Origin of the sequence: Sphingobacterium kitahiroshimense, assembly GCF_025961315.1 — a bacterium.
In the GTDB taxonomy this organism is placed as follows: Bacteria; Bacteroidota; Bacteroidia; order Sphingobacteriales; family Sphingobacteriaceae; genus Sphingobacterium; species Sphingobacterium anhuiense.
In genome coordinates, this window is sequence record NZ_JAOQNK010000001.1 from 1,037,631 (window position 1) to 1,052,067 (window position 14,437).

Consider the following 14,437-nt stretch of genomic DNA (forward strand, 5'->3'; position numbering starts at 1 on the left):
CTTCTGTATCTTGCTCTTCAAGATACGCATTATTATATTGTCCAAACCTTAGACCTATTTCTTTTGTGAAATGTCTCTTTCTAAAATAGGATCATTCGAGTGCTTATGCGAAATAAATAGTTTTCCTGTAATTTTATCAATTTAAAGATATTCAGGTACTTGTTCCAAAGCGACATCGTCAATATGGTTTAAAAACTGAAAATAATCTTCCATTATCTCTTTTCCAATTCTTTGTTTTTCTTGATTAATCACTCTCAATAAACATAAGCTCAAATATAGTTCAGCGACATATCGGGTGACATTTTCTGATAAATACAATATAACAAAGAACTGATAAGCCTTTTCAAGGTAATTATATTAAAAACAAAATAAAAAATATCTTATCGATAAATATTTATTAAATTAGATTTTAAATATCAACATATAAGTAGGTAAAACATCCTACTTGAAATAAGGTGAAAAGAAACGAAAAATTAGGTGATGTATAAGTGGCGATCAGGGGCGTTTTTCAAAAAGAAACGCCCCTTTTTTAGATCATGCAAGAAAGATATGGGGAGATATCAGGATAGATTTACAGATCAATTATATAAATTTTAAACTTTAATTATGATAAAAAACACAATCAAATTAGGGCTGATAGCAGTCATCGCCCTCTTTTCATCCTGTCAAAAAACGATAGGCCCTATCGAAACCATCCCGGTTGATAGTTTAGCGATCAGCTACGATACCATCCAGGTTTTTAATGAACTGCCCTCGGGAGTCAAAGAATCTAAAAGACTTGGGCAATCATTTCCAGCATCAGATTTTACCGCTACCGGGTTTTACGTAGCACCAAGTGGTACATTATCCATTTATGTAGACCAGCTGGAGGACGGAACAGGTATCCCCACCTTATTAATAGGCACCTATTCACGCTATAAAGACAAATGGAATCCGACAGTTGTTCCGCTGACACAGGGCCTCAATACCATTCAGGCAGATCAGTACGGTGGTTTGTTGTATATACGGTATAATGCCAATGACAACAGCACACCTAGCGGTAAAGCACGGGTTGAATTTAGAGCAGGACATAAACCTGTTCCTCATTATGTGTTGGGAAAAACTACCAATGCACAATGGCAGGTCATGCTGAATACCTGGACCGAAGCACCCGATGTGTTATTAGAAAGCGAAGAGACCATGTTAGTCGCTTCCCGCGCAAAGGCCTTAGACCACAGACTGAAAAATCAAGAACAGCTCATGCAGACATACGATGAAATTGTCAAAGCAGAATATGCGATCAGTGGTATAGACGGTTCAGCGGCACAGCATGATGAGAATATCCATAAAATATTAATGACCGAGACCGATAATGCAGACTATTTCATGGTTGCCACCTGGTATCGGACTGCTTACTACACCTCCACAATGAATACACTACTCACAGTAACCGGTGCTAGAAATGACGGCTGGGGTCCGTGGCATGAACTGGGACATATGCATCAGCAGTCTGCCTGGACATGGGAAGAATTAGGTGAAACCACCGTTAACATTTATTCTTTGGCTGCGGAACGAAAAATGGGCGCTCAAAACTCGAGGCTGACCCGTGATAACGTATGGACAGAGGTCATGGACTATCTCATCATTCCTTATGCTGAAAAAGATTTTAATGCATCAAGTACCAGCATATTTGCGCGCTTAGCCATGTTCCAGCAACTCTGGTTAGCATTTGGAGATACTTTCTATCAAACTTTGCACAAAGAAACCAGAATAGAGCAACCTAATGTGACGACAAGAGCACAGAAGATGCGCTATTTTATGTTAAAAGCATGTACAATTTCAGGTAAAAATCTAAGCGGTTTTTTTCGCAAATGGGGACTTAAAGTCGATGAATCAGTATATACAGAAATACAGAATCTCAATTTACCTACGCCTACTGAGGATCTTACGACTAAGACCGATGATCCTAATTGGGAAAATAAGTGGCTCGTGATCGATTACACCAATCAGGAAACCGGTGCAGAAAATGGAAGGGCAGCGAATATAATTGATGGCAATGCCAATACATTCTGGCATTCACGCTGGTCCAGCAATCCCGAAACATATCCCTATTTTATTACAGTAGATATGAAAACCAGCAAAACGGTTTCCGGCTTTACGCTTACCCAAAGAAATGGTTCTCGTAAAGTAAGAGAAATTGAAATTCAGGTGAGTCAGAACAACGCAGACTGGAACAGTCTAGGAACATTTACCCTGCAGGAAAATAGTGTACCACAAAACATTGACTTACCATCAACCCAATCCTTCCGTTATTTTAAACTTGTTTTCAAATCCGCATTTGATTTCACCCAAAATGCCGCCATGGCAGAAGTATCGGTTTATTAAACGCTGAAATTATATTTTAATGTGATGCACAACCATACATTAAGATCAAAAGTAATAGCATAAAAGGGATTGATGGAAAAAATTATCATCAGTCCCTTTTTCATAATCTTTACTAACTCGAACGTAAATATTGCCCTCGATACCTCCTTTATAATTTTTTTTGTGTAAAATAGTGATAATCGCAACATTTCCTTCCAAATCATATTTAGCAGAACCATTCACAAATGAATTCTACTATTTCTATTCTGCCGAATTTTGCCGTTTATGCTAACAATAAAATAAGCTTTTCAGTACGTACTCCTAAAACATTGCGTCTTGGCTTCGTCAAGATACTCTTCATATCACCCGACGAGTATTTTTGTCATGTATAAATCTTTTTGAGAAAAAAATTTTAGAATTCAATTCATTAATCGTAATATTGCGATATACAAATCATAATACCATGGGTGCTACAAAAACAGTTCACTTTACAGAACAGCAAAATCATATCGCCAACATTGCGAAAGCACTTGGTCACCCTGCTCGTATTGCCATTATCGAATACCTATTGAAAGTAAATGCCTGTATCTGTAGTGATATTGTTGATGAATTACCACTGGCACAATCCACAATCTCACAGCATCTAAAAGAACTAAAAAATGCGGGATTAATAAAAGGGAATATCGAAGGAACATCCATCTGTTACTGCATTGATGAAAAAACTTTCGGGATCCTAAAAGCCTATTTTGGTAACATTATTCTATCTGTAAACAATCAAAAATGTTGCTAGAAAGTCCTTACGGCACGTAACTTTTTAACAAAAAAACAGAATAATATAATCTTTTTTACAACCATAACCATCGTAATATAACGATATAATAAAATAGAAATACTATGAAATTATCAGAAATCAAACAGATTCTTCCAACATTAGAAAATGTTGAATTCCAATTAGAAGATGGAACATTTGTACCAGAGCATTTCCACGTAACCGAAGTCGGTCAGATTAGTAAAACTTTTATTGACTGCGGTGGCGTTACGCGTACTGAAAACACCGTAAATTTCCAGTTATGGAATGCCGATGATTATGAACATCGTTTGAAACCAGGAAAATTGGCACACATTATTGAACTCTCCGAAACAAAACTGAATATCGGAGATCACGAGATTGAAGTAGAATATCAAAGTGGTACAATTGGAAAATACGGATTAGCGTTCAATGGTACGAATTTCGTCTTAACGAACAAAACCACAGCTTGTCTGGCACAAGATGCCTGTGGCATCCCCAATCCATTGCAAGTAGTCAGTTCAAATTCAAACAGTTGCACACCAGGATCTGGTTGTTGTTAATCATTAGACCGACATGAACGCAAAACTAGTAAAGACCATTTCAGAAATACTGAAATTAACGATCAATCAAGGGCGCAAATCTACATTGCAGCCCCTGATTGATTATATCCAGGATAAAGTTACAGCTGGCTCAGCTATCAATATCAATTTCATCTGTACGCATAACTCCCGTCGAAGTCACCTCTCTCAGGTCTGGGCACAGATCGCGGCTGCACATTACCAAATACCAAACGTAACCTGTTATTCAGGAGGTACTGAAGAGACGGCACTGTTTCCTAAAATTGCCGCAACACTCGAAAATGCGGGCCTTGAGGTCACAATCATTTCCGAGACTTTAAATCCGGTTTATGCCTTCAAATACGATAAAAATGCTTTGCCTATGATTGGTTTCTCTAAGAAATACGACTCCCCTTTCAATCCTGAATCCAACTTTGCAGCAGTCATGACCTGTTCACAGGCAGATGGCGGATGCCCTTTTATTCCAGGAGCAGAAAAACGCATACCGATTACTTTTGAAGATCCTAAAATAGCAGACCATACCGCGCAAGAGGATGAGATCTATCAGAATAGAAGCGTAGAAATTGCTTCTGAAATGTTTTACGTCTTTTCACAAATTAAATAAAATTCAGGATGCAGGTAAAAATGAAATTTCTAGACCGATACCTTACCCTGTGGATCTTCCTGGCGATGGGATTAGGTATCCTAATAGGCAATGTATTCCCCGGTATTTCAGATGTAATGGATCACCTATCCATTGGTGCCACCAATATACCATTGGCAGTTGGATTAATCGTTATGATGTACCCGCCACTCGCTAAAGTAAATTACACTCTACTGCCCTTGGCATTCAAAGATAAAAAAGTACTGAGTCTATCCCTTTTACTGAATTGGATGGTAGGCCCCATCTTGATGTTTATACTGGCAGTGCTATTTTTAAGAGATGAACCCGATTATATGGTAGGGTTAATTCTAATCGGACTCGCGCGATGCATTGCGATGGTGATCGTATGGAATGACTTAGCCAAAGGAAACCGCGAATATGCCGCACTTCTAATTGCTTTAAACAGTGTATTTCAAGTGATGTTCTATAGCTTATTCGTATGGTTGTTTATCAATGTTTTGCCCTCCTATTTTGGATTTGCGAAGTATGCAATATCGATAGAGATGGGCGAAGTTGTCAAAAGTGTATTGATCTACTTAGGAATACCTTTTTTTGCGGGCTTTTTAAGTCACAGATTTCTCCCCAAAATAAAAGGTGAAAACTGGTATCATCGAAAATTCATACCCCTAATATCGCCATTTACGTTATATGCCCTGCTATTTACCATTGTGCTGATGTTCAGTTTAAAAGGCGAACAGATCATTCAATTACCCATGCAGGTTATTAAAGTGGCTGTACCAATGGTGATTTATTTTGTACTGATGTTTTTTATAAGTTTTTTCATCAATAAATCGATGAAAGTCGCCTATGATAAGAATGCAGCGATATCATTTACGGCTACCGGAAATAATTTCGAATTAGCCATTGCAGTAGCGATAGCCATCTTCGGTATACATTCCCCACAGGCATTTGTGGGCGTTATAGGACCGTTGATTGAAGTACCGGTCCTCATCCTCTTAGTACGTGCCAGTCTTTGGCTCAAAAAGAAATATTACAGTTAGTTTTAGCATGGTGACCTTCGCATTAGCTCCTATTTTTGATCGTCGTTTATTTAAACAAAAAAATGGGATATTCCTCCCTAAGATGGAATTACATTGCAATAAATAAAGCACCTTATCAAATAAGGTGCTTTATTTATTTTAAACCATTTTCTTTCTTCCACTTCCGAATTCGATTGCTCGCATTGGCATAAGGTGAAGAAGTATTGAATTGGATCATTCTTCCGCAGGTCCATTTGTCATACCAAGGTGTTTCATATAATTCATGATTTGACTTTTTAGCTATTAATGCTAATATCGCCTCTACAGTATGGTTTAACTTATCCATTAATACATGAAAATCGTCATCTTTATAATCGTCGTAAAACTTTTGTGCGAGTAGACCAAGTTCATTCCATTTAAATCCCGACTCAGGAAAAGACACCTCCTCGTTATTATCCTTTTGTCTATTCCATTTGAGTACAAGCGATCCCCACCCCACCAAATAAGCCAGCAGATCGTTGATACTCATCAATGTGCCTTTACCATGACCTTCCATATCCTTCACCGCTGTCCGTTCATAGGGAACAGTACTTAAGTCCTTTTTCAGTTTATCGTAATTCGTGTTTATTGCTAATTGTAGCTCAGATTTATTTGTTGGAACAGGCATAAAATTCTTTCAATTAAAAAAGGAATACGATCGAGTTATTGTTAAAAGTTATTTGAGATCATCAAATTCAAAAATATATCCGGTTCTTCATCATCATCTAACTGGAAGCGCAATTTGACTTCCTACCGAATCATTATAGAACCGCAATAATTGTCTAAAAGGAATTTCAAACTGGCTACTAAAATTACGCAATATCTTCCAAAAAAAGTTGCGGAAAACCCGATTATTAAGACAATAATTTTCGTACTTTACTTAACCTACCCCATGTCTGGAACACGCTATTTCATCAAAAACGCTATCTGCACTTGCCCATGCCAATGAGAGACTATTTCACCTTGTTTTAATTCATTACCAAAAGCTCAAATATTAAATAATAGCAATGTCGCATGCTATAGAATAGATCACTAACAAAGTCAATCCTAATAACAAAATTCAGCATGATTTAGAAGAATAAATTACACATATTACTCTTTAAACTACCAATATTACTGATCTGGTATGAAATACCGTATACATTTAAGAAATCAAGAATATGAGAACGTTCTTGTCCTCTGCAATAAATAATTTACGCGTGCAGCACTTGAATTATATATATTTGTAGTATGATACGATTCGAAAACTTTGCGTCTTATAATCAGTATGTAGGTTTAAAAGAACCGTTAGATGACGATATAGATATCGGTTATTATCAGCCACTTCACATGAGGTCTACATCAGATCCTGTTTTAATAGATTTTTATCGGATTTCAATAAAGATAAATCTGGTTTATAGTAATACGCCAGATGCAACGCCCATTACAGCCGTTTTTTTCAATAGTCCTAACCTCGCAAATGGTTGGGATATAGCACCGCTCCCCACCTATACAGGAATGTATCTACAGCTCTCAAAGAAGATCATTGCGGAGAACCGATTTTTATTCAAAAATTACCTGGATTATGGACAGCATGAAGCATTGTATCTGACCCAGGCGGAGGCGGAAGAAATCCGTACGGTATTTGAATTGATGATGCCTTATTATAACAGTAAAAAGAAAAATAATACGGTATTATTATCCTACGTCAACGTGTTGGTCTCTTTAGTAGAAGCATTTTATAAAAGACAGTTTTCAACAGATCCAAAGCAGTACAACCGAATCCTGACAGATTTTCAACAACACCTTCACGAGTATTATAGACAACCCGTCAAGCAGCTTCCAACAGTACAGTATTTCGCAGATAAATTAGGCTTGTCGGCCAATTATTTGGGCGATATCATCAAACATTTAACAAATAAATCTGCCCTTGAAAATATCCATGATTTTGTAGTAAAAAAAGCCAAAGAATTGCTCGAGATCAAAAAAGAATTGAATAGTACCGAGGTTGCGTATGCACTTGGATTTGAGTACCCGAACTATTTTGCCAAGTTCTTTAAAAAACAGGTGAATCTTACCCCTCGACAATACCGTCAGTCCCTGATCAATAAATAATCTGTTAATTCTGACCCCAAATTTCCAAAAAATTTACGCCCTGTAATTTGTTTCCTTTTTTCTAGTAGTCTGTTTCCTTGCCTGTACCTGCCATCTAATAATTTTGTTTCATAATTATAATACAGAGCTAACAAATTTAAAAAACAGTCTTTATTATCAATGCTTAAATATAAAATGGAAACTATAAAAAAAGTACTTTTAATCAATGCACATCTGCCCTATCCCAATTGGTCAGAAGGAACACTCAATAAAGCTTTTATACAGGTGGCGCACGAATTTTTCTTATCAAAGGGTTACGAGGTCATCGAGACGAGTATCGAGAAAGGATACAACGCAGACGAGGAAGTAGAAAAACATTTGGAAGCGGCCATCATAATTTTACAGACACCGATTAATTGGTTTGGCGCTCCATGGATCTATAAAAAATATGTAGATGAAGTATTCAATAGTGGCTTATTCAGTGAAAAATTTCTTTCAGGTGATGGCAGAACCAGAGAAGATCTCTCCCGACAATATGGAACAGGAGGTAAAATGCAAGGTAAAAAATTTATGGTATGTAGTACCTGGAATGCACCTGAAGCAAGTTTTAATGATGAAAACCAACAGTTATTTAGAGGTATAAGCACTGCTGATTATTTAATGCATATAACAAGTAATTACAGATTCTGCGGCGTAGAAGTTGTCTCGGACTATAACTGTTTTGATATTTTTAAAGATGGTGATATCGCAACAAGCCTCCAAAACTATCCGGCACATCTAGCTCAGGTTTTTGAAATTTAACAACGTTCATAGATGCATAATAGCGTAAGTGAATTGCGAGAACGCATCCAATAGTAAGTCCTATTCCCAATATTCAGACTGTAACGACCATCGTTTTCCTGTTAATTTGAAATAAGGAGGAATTACTTAAAACGGTTCTTCATTTTTTGCTAAAATGAAGAACCGTTTCTAGTGACTAGTTAGTTTCTTGGAAAAACTGTTTGGTATCTCCTACAGGAACATCAAATTGATTTTTTTCCAAAGCTAAAAACAATTCATCAGCAACCTCAGAAGCAGGAATACCGTTTGCCCCTCCGATTTCTGCGGAAAATTCGGTATCGACCAAAGGCGGATAAACTTCATAGACCTGCAGCTTTTTCTGATCTTGATAGGTCTGTCTTAATGCGGTAGTATAGCTATGGAGCGCCGCTTTCGTAGCACCATAAGTGGGTAGCATTACATGGCTTCCGAACACTGCTATTGATGAAATATTAATAACAGCCGCTTCAGCTTTCTGAAGAAGATGTGGAAGTAGCAATTCTGCAAAATGGATAACACTGAAATAATTGGTATTCATCTCAATAGCTGCTTTTTCATGTGCTCCGATCGTTTCACTTAAGAGGTAAGCAAAAGCAGCACCTGCATTATTGATGATAATATTAACATCCGGATAATTTGTTTTCAAATCATTGGCAATACGGATTCTATCTGATTCGACCGACAGATCTCCCTGAATGGCCACTGCCTGATCCAGTTCTTTTAACGCCTTTTGAAGCCGTTCTTCATTTCTGCCGTTGATAATAACCTTATTTCCTGCTGCATCTAATTTCTTAGCAATCGCTAATCCTATTCCGGCACTTCCGCCGCTGATGAATATGGTATTTCCTGTTGTTTTCATATTGTTAATATTGATCTATAGTTTTATAATCTGTATAACCCTTTTCGCCCGGAGTATAAAAGGTATTCTGATCCGGAACATTTAGTGCAGCTCCGGTTCTGTAACGCTCCACTAAATCAGGGTTTGCAATAAAGGGTACGCCAAATGAAACCAAGTCGGCATCGCCATCGCTTAGAACTTTATCTGCCGTGTCTTTATTAAAACCACGGTTGATGATGATCGTACCTGTATAAAGCGGACGAAAATGTTTGGCAACCTCCTGGATAGCATTGGGATTTCCTGAAACATCAGTAAACGGCTCTATCAAGTGCAGATATGCCAGGTCGTAATCTTGAAGTCTATTGACTAGATAGTTGTAAAGTGCAATGGTCTCATCGTCGACCAAAATACCCATAATACCGTTTAAAGAAGGATTGAGACGTACCGCAACTTTACGGATATCGGCCACCTCTTTTATGGCATCCAAAATCTCGAAAAGAATGCGCGCTCTATTTTCGATCGAACCCCCATATTCATCGTTGCGCAGATTAGAATTTTTACTAAAAAACTGCTGCAGTAAATAGCCGTTGGCAGCATGAAGTTCAACACCGTCAAATCCAGCTTCAAAAGCATGAAGCGCCCCTTGTTTGAAATCATTAACCGTTCTTTTAATATCAGCAACCGTCATGGGCTGAGGAGCGACAGTAAGTTTAAATCCCGTCGCTGTAAAAACCTGCTGCTCTGGATTTACATCCGAAGGGGCCAACGGTTTTTTACCCTGATGAAGATCAGGATGCGAGTATGCTCCAGTGTGCCAAAGCTGGGCAAAGATGACTCCGTTTTCAGCATGTACTGCTTCCGTGTTCAATTTCCAGCCTGCGATCTGCTCTTGCGTATAAATTCCAGGAACATGTATAACACCTACCGCCTCAGGACTGATAAATGTACCTTCGGTAATGATCAGTCCAGCAGAAGCACGTTGTTTGTAATACAGCGCAGTCAACGCTGTTGCTTTATTTTCGGGATTATCAGAACGGCTTCTGGTCATGGGAGCCATCACTATCCGGTTCCGCAATTGTAATCCATTTTTATGGTAAGAATTAAATATTACACTGTTTTCCATGGTATTAATAATTTAAAATAGTAAATTTGCTTGCATTTTGCAAGTACAAATATAAAATTCAACTTGCAAAACGCAAGTGTTTTTTAAAAAAAATACATTATTATGAAAAATAGATCGCAATGCCCTATCAGTTGTTCATTAGATATTTTAGGAGATAAATGGTCCTTATTGCTCATCCGGGATTTAATGCGCTTGAAACAATGCACCTACAGCGACTTTTTAAAATCTGGTGAGAAGATTGCGACCAATATATTAGCTTCAAGATTATTAATGCTGGAAGAAAATGGACTGATCAGTAAACTGTATCATCCGGAAAGCAAAGCAAAAGTTTTATACATCCTTACTAAGAAGGGTATCGATTTACTCCCGATATTGATTGAGATGCAATTATGGGTAAACAAATATTACACGGTACCCAAAGAACAGAAAGAGATCATTAAAGCGGTTAAACAGGATAAAGAGGGTTTTATAAAAGCGCAAAAGAAAGTATTATCGGATGGAATTAAGGTAGAGCACTGATATTATAAAAGTTAAGATGACAAGCAGGAGATCAATTCACCTATGAGATCTTTCGTACAGTTGCGTAAAGTTCAGTTATTTTTAAAATAAGAAATAGCAATTCTATTAAAACTTTTAAGCAAAAAAGCAGATCTCCTGCCCCATGATTTAGATGTTGGAAAACTTATACCTTCATAAACTGGCCAATTATTTGAACTAAATAGTCAAAATATAAGGACTAATTAGAAAAGTTAAGTGTTATTTATTTCAATATATTTGCATTATATTTTTTACTTCACTGGTCATCAATCGGTGATTCAAATTTCTTTTGATTTCCTTTATCATCTGAGTTTTAAATATCGTTTATGAAAAAAATGATCAAAGTACCAACATCATTAATAAGTGGTCCTACTCCTCAAAATGCACTAATGCTCGACGGATGCTCTATTATCGAGCAATGCATCCATAGTATGGAAGCTAAGGGAACGATGTATCTGGAAGAGCATCTCCTCATGATAGTGCTCGAAGGATCTGCAACGCTAACTTATGGCAAACAGCAGTATGTTGTCGGTAAAAATGAAATGATTCTGCTAAAAAAGGCAACGGCGGTCAAATACGATAAAATTGGTAACCCCGATAATGACAATATCTATGACAGCCTGATGTTCAGCATCAAAGATGATTTATTAAAATCATTTTTAGCTATGTCTGAAATAAAGGTTCCGAAAATTGAAGGAGAAATAAAGACGGGAGTTTACCCGATGAATGAGTGCCTTGTTGCTTTTGCAAATTCTATGAAACCTTATTTTCTAGATCATTCTGTTGTGCAGCCCGGACAATTACGCCTTAAGATCATGGAATTACTGTATGACATCGCTGAGGGAAATCGGAATATGTTTCTCCAAATTTTACAGTTGCATGAGCCCGTTAGGGCGGATATCCGTCATGTTGTCGAAATGCATTATGCCTCACCAGTTTCTTTACCAGAATTAGCGTATCTATCCGGCAGAAGCCTATCCAGTTTTAAACGAGATTTTAAAGCCATTTACAATATGACTCCTGCATCATGGATTCGGGAAAAACGTCTTGAAAAAGCGAAGGAAATGTTAGAGGCAACACAATTGCCTGTTTCAGAAATTTGTTATTCTCTGGGCTTCGAAAACATTTCACATTTTTCGAGAATCTTTAAAGAATACCACGGACAAGCACCGACCGTATTTCGTCATTAAAATAGAGATGTCCATCAAGCCCGATTTCTCCTGCTCATTTGGACTTAATAGAACAAATAGTTGGACGTTATAAAAAAATGAAAACCTTTTATCGTCTGTAAATTTGTAACATAAATTAAAAAATATAAAATTATGTCGACAAATAAAAACAGTAATACTGTACAAGATTACGAAGATGTGTTAGCCATTGTAGCAGGATACGTGGATGGGCTAAAAACGGGCAATATCGAACAGTTAAAAAAAGCATTTCATCAAGATGCTGTTATGTATGGTCATTTAGAGCACGACCTTTCACAAGGTAGTATAGAGAACCTTTATGCTTACGTTCAAGAATTTGGTGCCGCACCAAATATTCAGACCAATCTTACGGTGTTACACAAAACGTCCACCACAGCGGTAGTTCGTGTTGAAATGGAACACGACGCCGCAGATGAAGATTTCACAGATTATCACTCCCTGATAAAAATAAATGGAGAATGGAAAATTGTTGCAAAACTATTCCATCTATACACGAAATAATCAAAAACTATTACTTCAACTTTTCATTGGACATAAGACCTTTCTTTCCGGTGAAAATTCGTTATAAAATTTAGATATGTCAAAATTATTCAGTCCTTTAACTGTAAAATCAGTAACTTTTAGAAACAGGATCGTTACGTCGCCCATGTGTATGTATATGGCTAATGATGGTTTTGCCAATGATTGGCATTTAGTACATTATGGCTCTAGAGCGATGGGGGGTGCAGGTTGTGTTATGCTCGAAGCGACAGCAGTCCATTCCGATGGACGCATTGGAGTTGGAGACTTGGGAATCTGGAAAGATGATCATATTGAAATGCTTACTAAAATTGCATCATTTATAGAGAATTCTGGCAGTGTCCCAGCAATCCAACTAGCACATGCTGGTAGAAAAGGAAGCACGTGGGCATCTGGACGTGACAGTCATCCGTTGATGCCTCATGATGAAAATGGATGGGAAGTTATTGCTCCGTCTGCAATAGCATTCTCTCCAAACATGCAAACCCCACGCGAAATGAGTTCAGAAGATATCACATCAGTTCAACAAGCTTTCGCAGATGCCACTAAGAGAGCATTAACAGCTGGTTTTAAATTGATAGAAATACACAGTGCACACGGTTATCTAATCAATGAATTCTTATCCCCTATTTCGAACAAAAGAACCGATCAATATGGTGGAAACCGAGAAAACCGTTCGCGTTTTCTATTTGAAATCATTGATAAAATTAAAGAAGTATGGCCTGCAAATCTTCCAATTGCGGTACGCATCTCAGCAACAGATTGGATGGATGAGGGTTGGACAATTGAAGATTCAAAATGGTTAAGTAAAAAGTTATCACAATTTGGAATCGATATTGTTGATGTTTCGACCGGTGGAACAGTACCTAAAGCTAACATTACAGTCGGTTCAGGATATCAATTACCTTTCGCCAGTGCCATCAAAAGAGAAATAAAAGACAATTTAATAGTTGGTACAGTGGGTTTAATCAAGAATGCACATCAGGCAGAAACCATCTTGACAAACGGAGATGCCGATTTGATCTTCATAGGAAGAGAGTTTTTAAGAAATCCCTATTTTGCCTTAGCAGCTGCAGGAGAACTTCGCTCACAACCACCTACCCCGAAACCTTATGAACTCGCATTTTAAATAATAAGGAGGTTCAATATTGAACCTCCTTATTATTTAACTAACTTTTCGGTTCACTTTCCTAAACAGACGAGTTTATATAAAGAAAATATTTTGTAAGTTGACCGATATTTCATCAACCGTTCAACTGATGATAAACTGCTAAAAAAAGATCAAGAATTAAGACTACTTATGGAGCAACCCACACCGCAACGAGTAAAAGAAATATTTGACCCATTTTACAAAGCTGACCTGAAACTATGGACTGAATTTGCAAAATATCTTCAGGTGCGCACCTTTAAAAAAAATGAGTTAATAAAAGATTATCATAGTAAAGAAAAATACATCAACATATTAATTAGCGGTTCTGTTGCACACTTTGTTTTGGCAGAGGAAAAAGATATCTGCATTAATCTATATTACGAGGAACAATTATTCAGTGATTACCTATCCTTTCTTACCCAATCATCAACGGTTATCAAGACGCAGGCTTTAGAAGAATCGCTCGTATGGTCTATCAGCCATAGCGATCTGCATGCTTTATATTCCAGGTCCACTACAGGGTTAATCATTGGCAAGGCTATTTCCGATGCCATGTTCATCAGAAAACAATCCGAACAGATTAATTTACTGACGCTCAGCCCTACCGAGAGATATTTAAAATTAATCAAAGAGCGTCCCGAGATTTTCCAGAGAACATCATTAAAAATCATCTGCTCTTATCTCGGTATAGCAGCTGAAAGTCTGAGCAGGATTAGAAAAAAAAACCTGTAGTATACATTTCTTAACTTTCGTCAATTTTTTAGCGAAATCATCTTGCTACTTTTGGACATTCAATA

At 37.4% G+C, this 14,437-nt stretch carries 15 protein-coding genes; 12 read left to right on the forward strand and 3 right to left on the reverse strand.

Annotated features, from left to right (window positions below):
- Window positions 1-606: 606 nt before the first annotated feature.
- The 5 genes from M2265_RS04625 to arsB all read left to right on the forward strand — a co-directional run bounded on the left by M2265_RS04625 (window position 607) and on the right by arsB (window position 5,355).
- Window positions 607-2,364, forward strand: coding sequence for a M60 family metallopeptidase (locus tag M2265_RS04625; protein WP_132767408.1), 1,758 nt, complete (start codon window positions 607-609; stop codon window positions 2,362-2,364).
- A gap of 442 nt (window positions 2,365-2,806) precedes the next feature.
- Window positions 2,807-3,133 carry an ArsR/SmtB family transcription factor gene (locus tag M2265_RS04630; RefSeq protein ID WP_132767406.1) on the forward strand — a complete coding sequence of 109 codons (327 nt, stop codon included), beginning with the start codon at window positions 2,807-2,809 and terminating at the stop codon, window positions 3,131-3,133.
- 104 nt (window positions 3,134-3,237) lie between these two features.
- Window positions 3,238-3,693, forward strand: coding sequence for a DUF6428 family protein (locus M2265_RS04635; RefSeq protein ID WP_132767404.1), 456 nt, complete (start codon window positions 3,238-3,240; stop codon window positions 3,691-3,693).
- A 13-nt stretch (window positions 3,694-3,706) separates the two neighbouring features.
- Window positions 3,707-4,315 carry a low molecular weight phosphatase family protein gene (locus M2265_RS04640; protein WP_132767402.1) on the forward strand — a complete coding sequence of 203 codons (609 nt, stop codon included), beginning with the start codon at window positions 3,707-3,709 and terminating at the stop codon, window positions 4,313-4,315.
- Window positions 4,316-4,323: 8 nt separating this feature from the next.
- Window positions 4,324-5,355 carry an ACR3 family arsenite efflux transporter gene (gene arsB, locus M2265_RS04645; protein WP_132767400.1) on the forward strand — a complete coding sequence of 344 codons (1,032 nt, stop codon included), beginning with the start codon at window positions 4,324-4,326 and terminating at the stop codon, window positions 5,353-5,355.
- Between the two features lie 133 nt (window positions 5,356-5,488).
- Here the strand turns inward: arsB and M2265_RS04650 are convergent, their stop codons facing one another.
- The gene (locus tag M2265_RS04650; protein ID WP_132767398.1) at window positions 5,489-6,001 is read right to left on the reverse strand and encodes a ClbS/DfsB family four-helix bundle protein; all 513 of its coding nucleotides are present in this window, start codon (window positions 5,999-6,001) and stop codon (window positions 5,489-5,491) included.
- 602 nt (window positions 6,002-6,603) lie between these two features.
- Here M2265_RS04650 and M2265_RS04655 point away from each other — a divergent pair.
- Together M2265_RS04655 and M2265_RS04660 are read left to right on the forward strand one after the other, a co-directional pair.
- Window positions 6,604-7,467 carry a helix-turn-helix domain-containing protein gene (locus M2265_RS04655; RefSeq protein ID WP_021188927.1) on the forward strand — a complete coding sequence of 288 codons (864 nt, stop codon included), beginning with the start codon at window positions 6,604-6,606 and terminating at the stop codon, window positions 7,465-7,467.
- A gap of 174 nt (window positions 7,468-7,641) precedes the next feature.
- Window positions 7,642-8,247: an NAD(P)H-dependent oxidoreductase gene (locus M2265_RS04660; protein ID WP_132767396.1), complete on the forward strand. Its 606-nt coding sequence runs from the start codon at window positions 7,642-7,644 to the stop codon at window positions 8,245-8,247.
- Window positions 8,248-8,422: 175 nt separating this feature from the next.
- Here M2265_RS04660 and M2265_RS04665 read toward each other — a convergent pair whose 3' ends face one another.
- On the reverse strand, window positions 8,423-9,124 hold the full coding sequence (locus M2265_RS04665; RefSeq protein WP_132767394.1) for an SDR family oxidoreductase: 702 nt from the start codon (window positions 9,122-9,124) through the stop codon (window positions 8,423-8,425).
- A gap of 4 nt (window positions 9,125-9,128) precedes the next feature.
- A complete protein-coding gene (locus M2265_RS04670) occupies window positions 9,129-10,226 on the reverse strand; it encodes an alkene reductase (RefSeq protein WP_132767392.1) in 1,098 nt (365 codons plus the stop codon).
- A gap of 102 nt (window positions 10,227-10,328) precedes the next feature.
- Here M2265_RS04670 and M2265_RS04675 point away from each other — a divergent pair, with 102 nt between their 5' ends.
- From M2265_RS04675 to M2265_RS04695, 5 genes are all read left to right on the forward strand, one after another.
- Window positions 10,329-10,745, forward strand: a complete 417-nt coding sequence (locus M2265_RS04675) for a winged helix-turn-helix transcriptional regulator (RefSeq protein WP_132767390.1) — start codon at window positions 10,329-10,331, stop codon at window positions 10,743-10,745.
- A 344-nt stretch (window positions 10,746-11,089) separates the two neighbouring features.
- Window positions 11,090-11,953 carry an AraC family transcriptional regulator gene (locus M2265_RS04680; RefSeq protein WP_132767388.1) on the forward strand — a complete coding sequence of 288 codons (864 nt, stop codon included), beginning with the start codon at window positions 11,090-11,092 and terminating at the stop codon, window positions 11,951-11,953.
- 132 nt (window positions 11,954-12,085) lie between these two features.
- The gene (locus M2265_RS04685) at window positions 12,086-12,472 is read left to right on the forward strand and encodes a nuclear transport factor 2 family protein (protein ID WP_132767386.1); all 387 of its coding nucleotides are present in this window, start codon (window positions 12,086-12,088) and stop codon (window positions 12,470-12,472) included.
- A gap of 76 nt (window positions 12,473-12,548) precedes the next feature.
- A complete protein-coding gene (locus tag M2265_RS04690; protein ID WP_132767384.1) occupies window positions 12,549-13,619 on the forward strand; it encodes an NADH:flavin oxidoreductase/NADH oxidase in 1,071 nt (356 codons plus the stop codon).
- A 171-nt stretch (window positions 13,620-13,790) separates the two neighbouring features.
- Window positions 13,791-14,372 (forward strand): Crp/Fnr family transcriptional regulator, encoded by a 582-nt coding sequence (locus tag M2265_RS04695; RefSeq protein ID WP_132767382.1) that lies wholly within the window; start codon window positions 13,791-13,793, stop codon window positions 14,370-14,372.
- Window positions 14,373-14,437 lie beyond the last annotated feature (65 nt).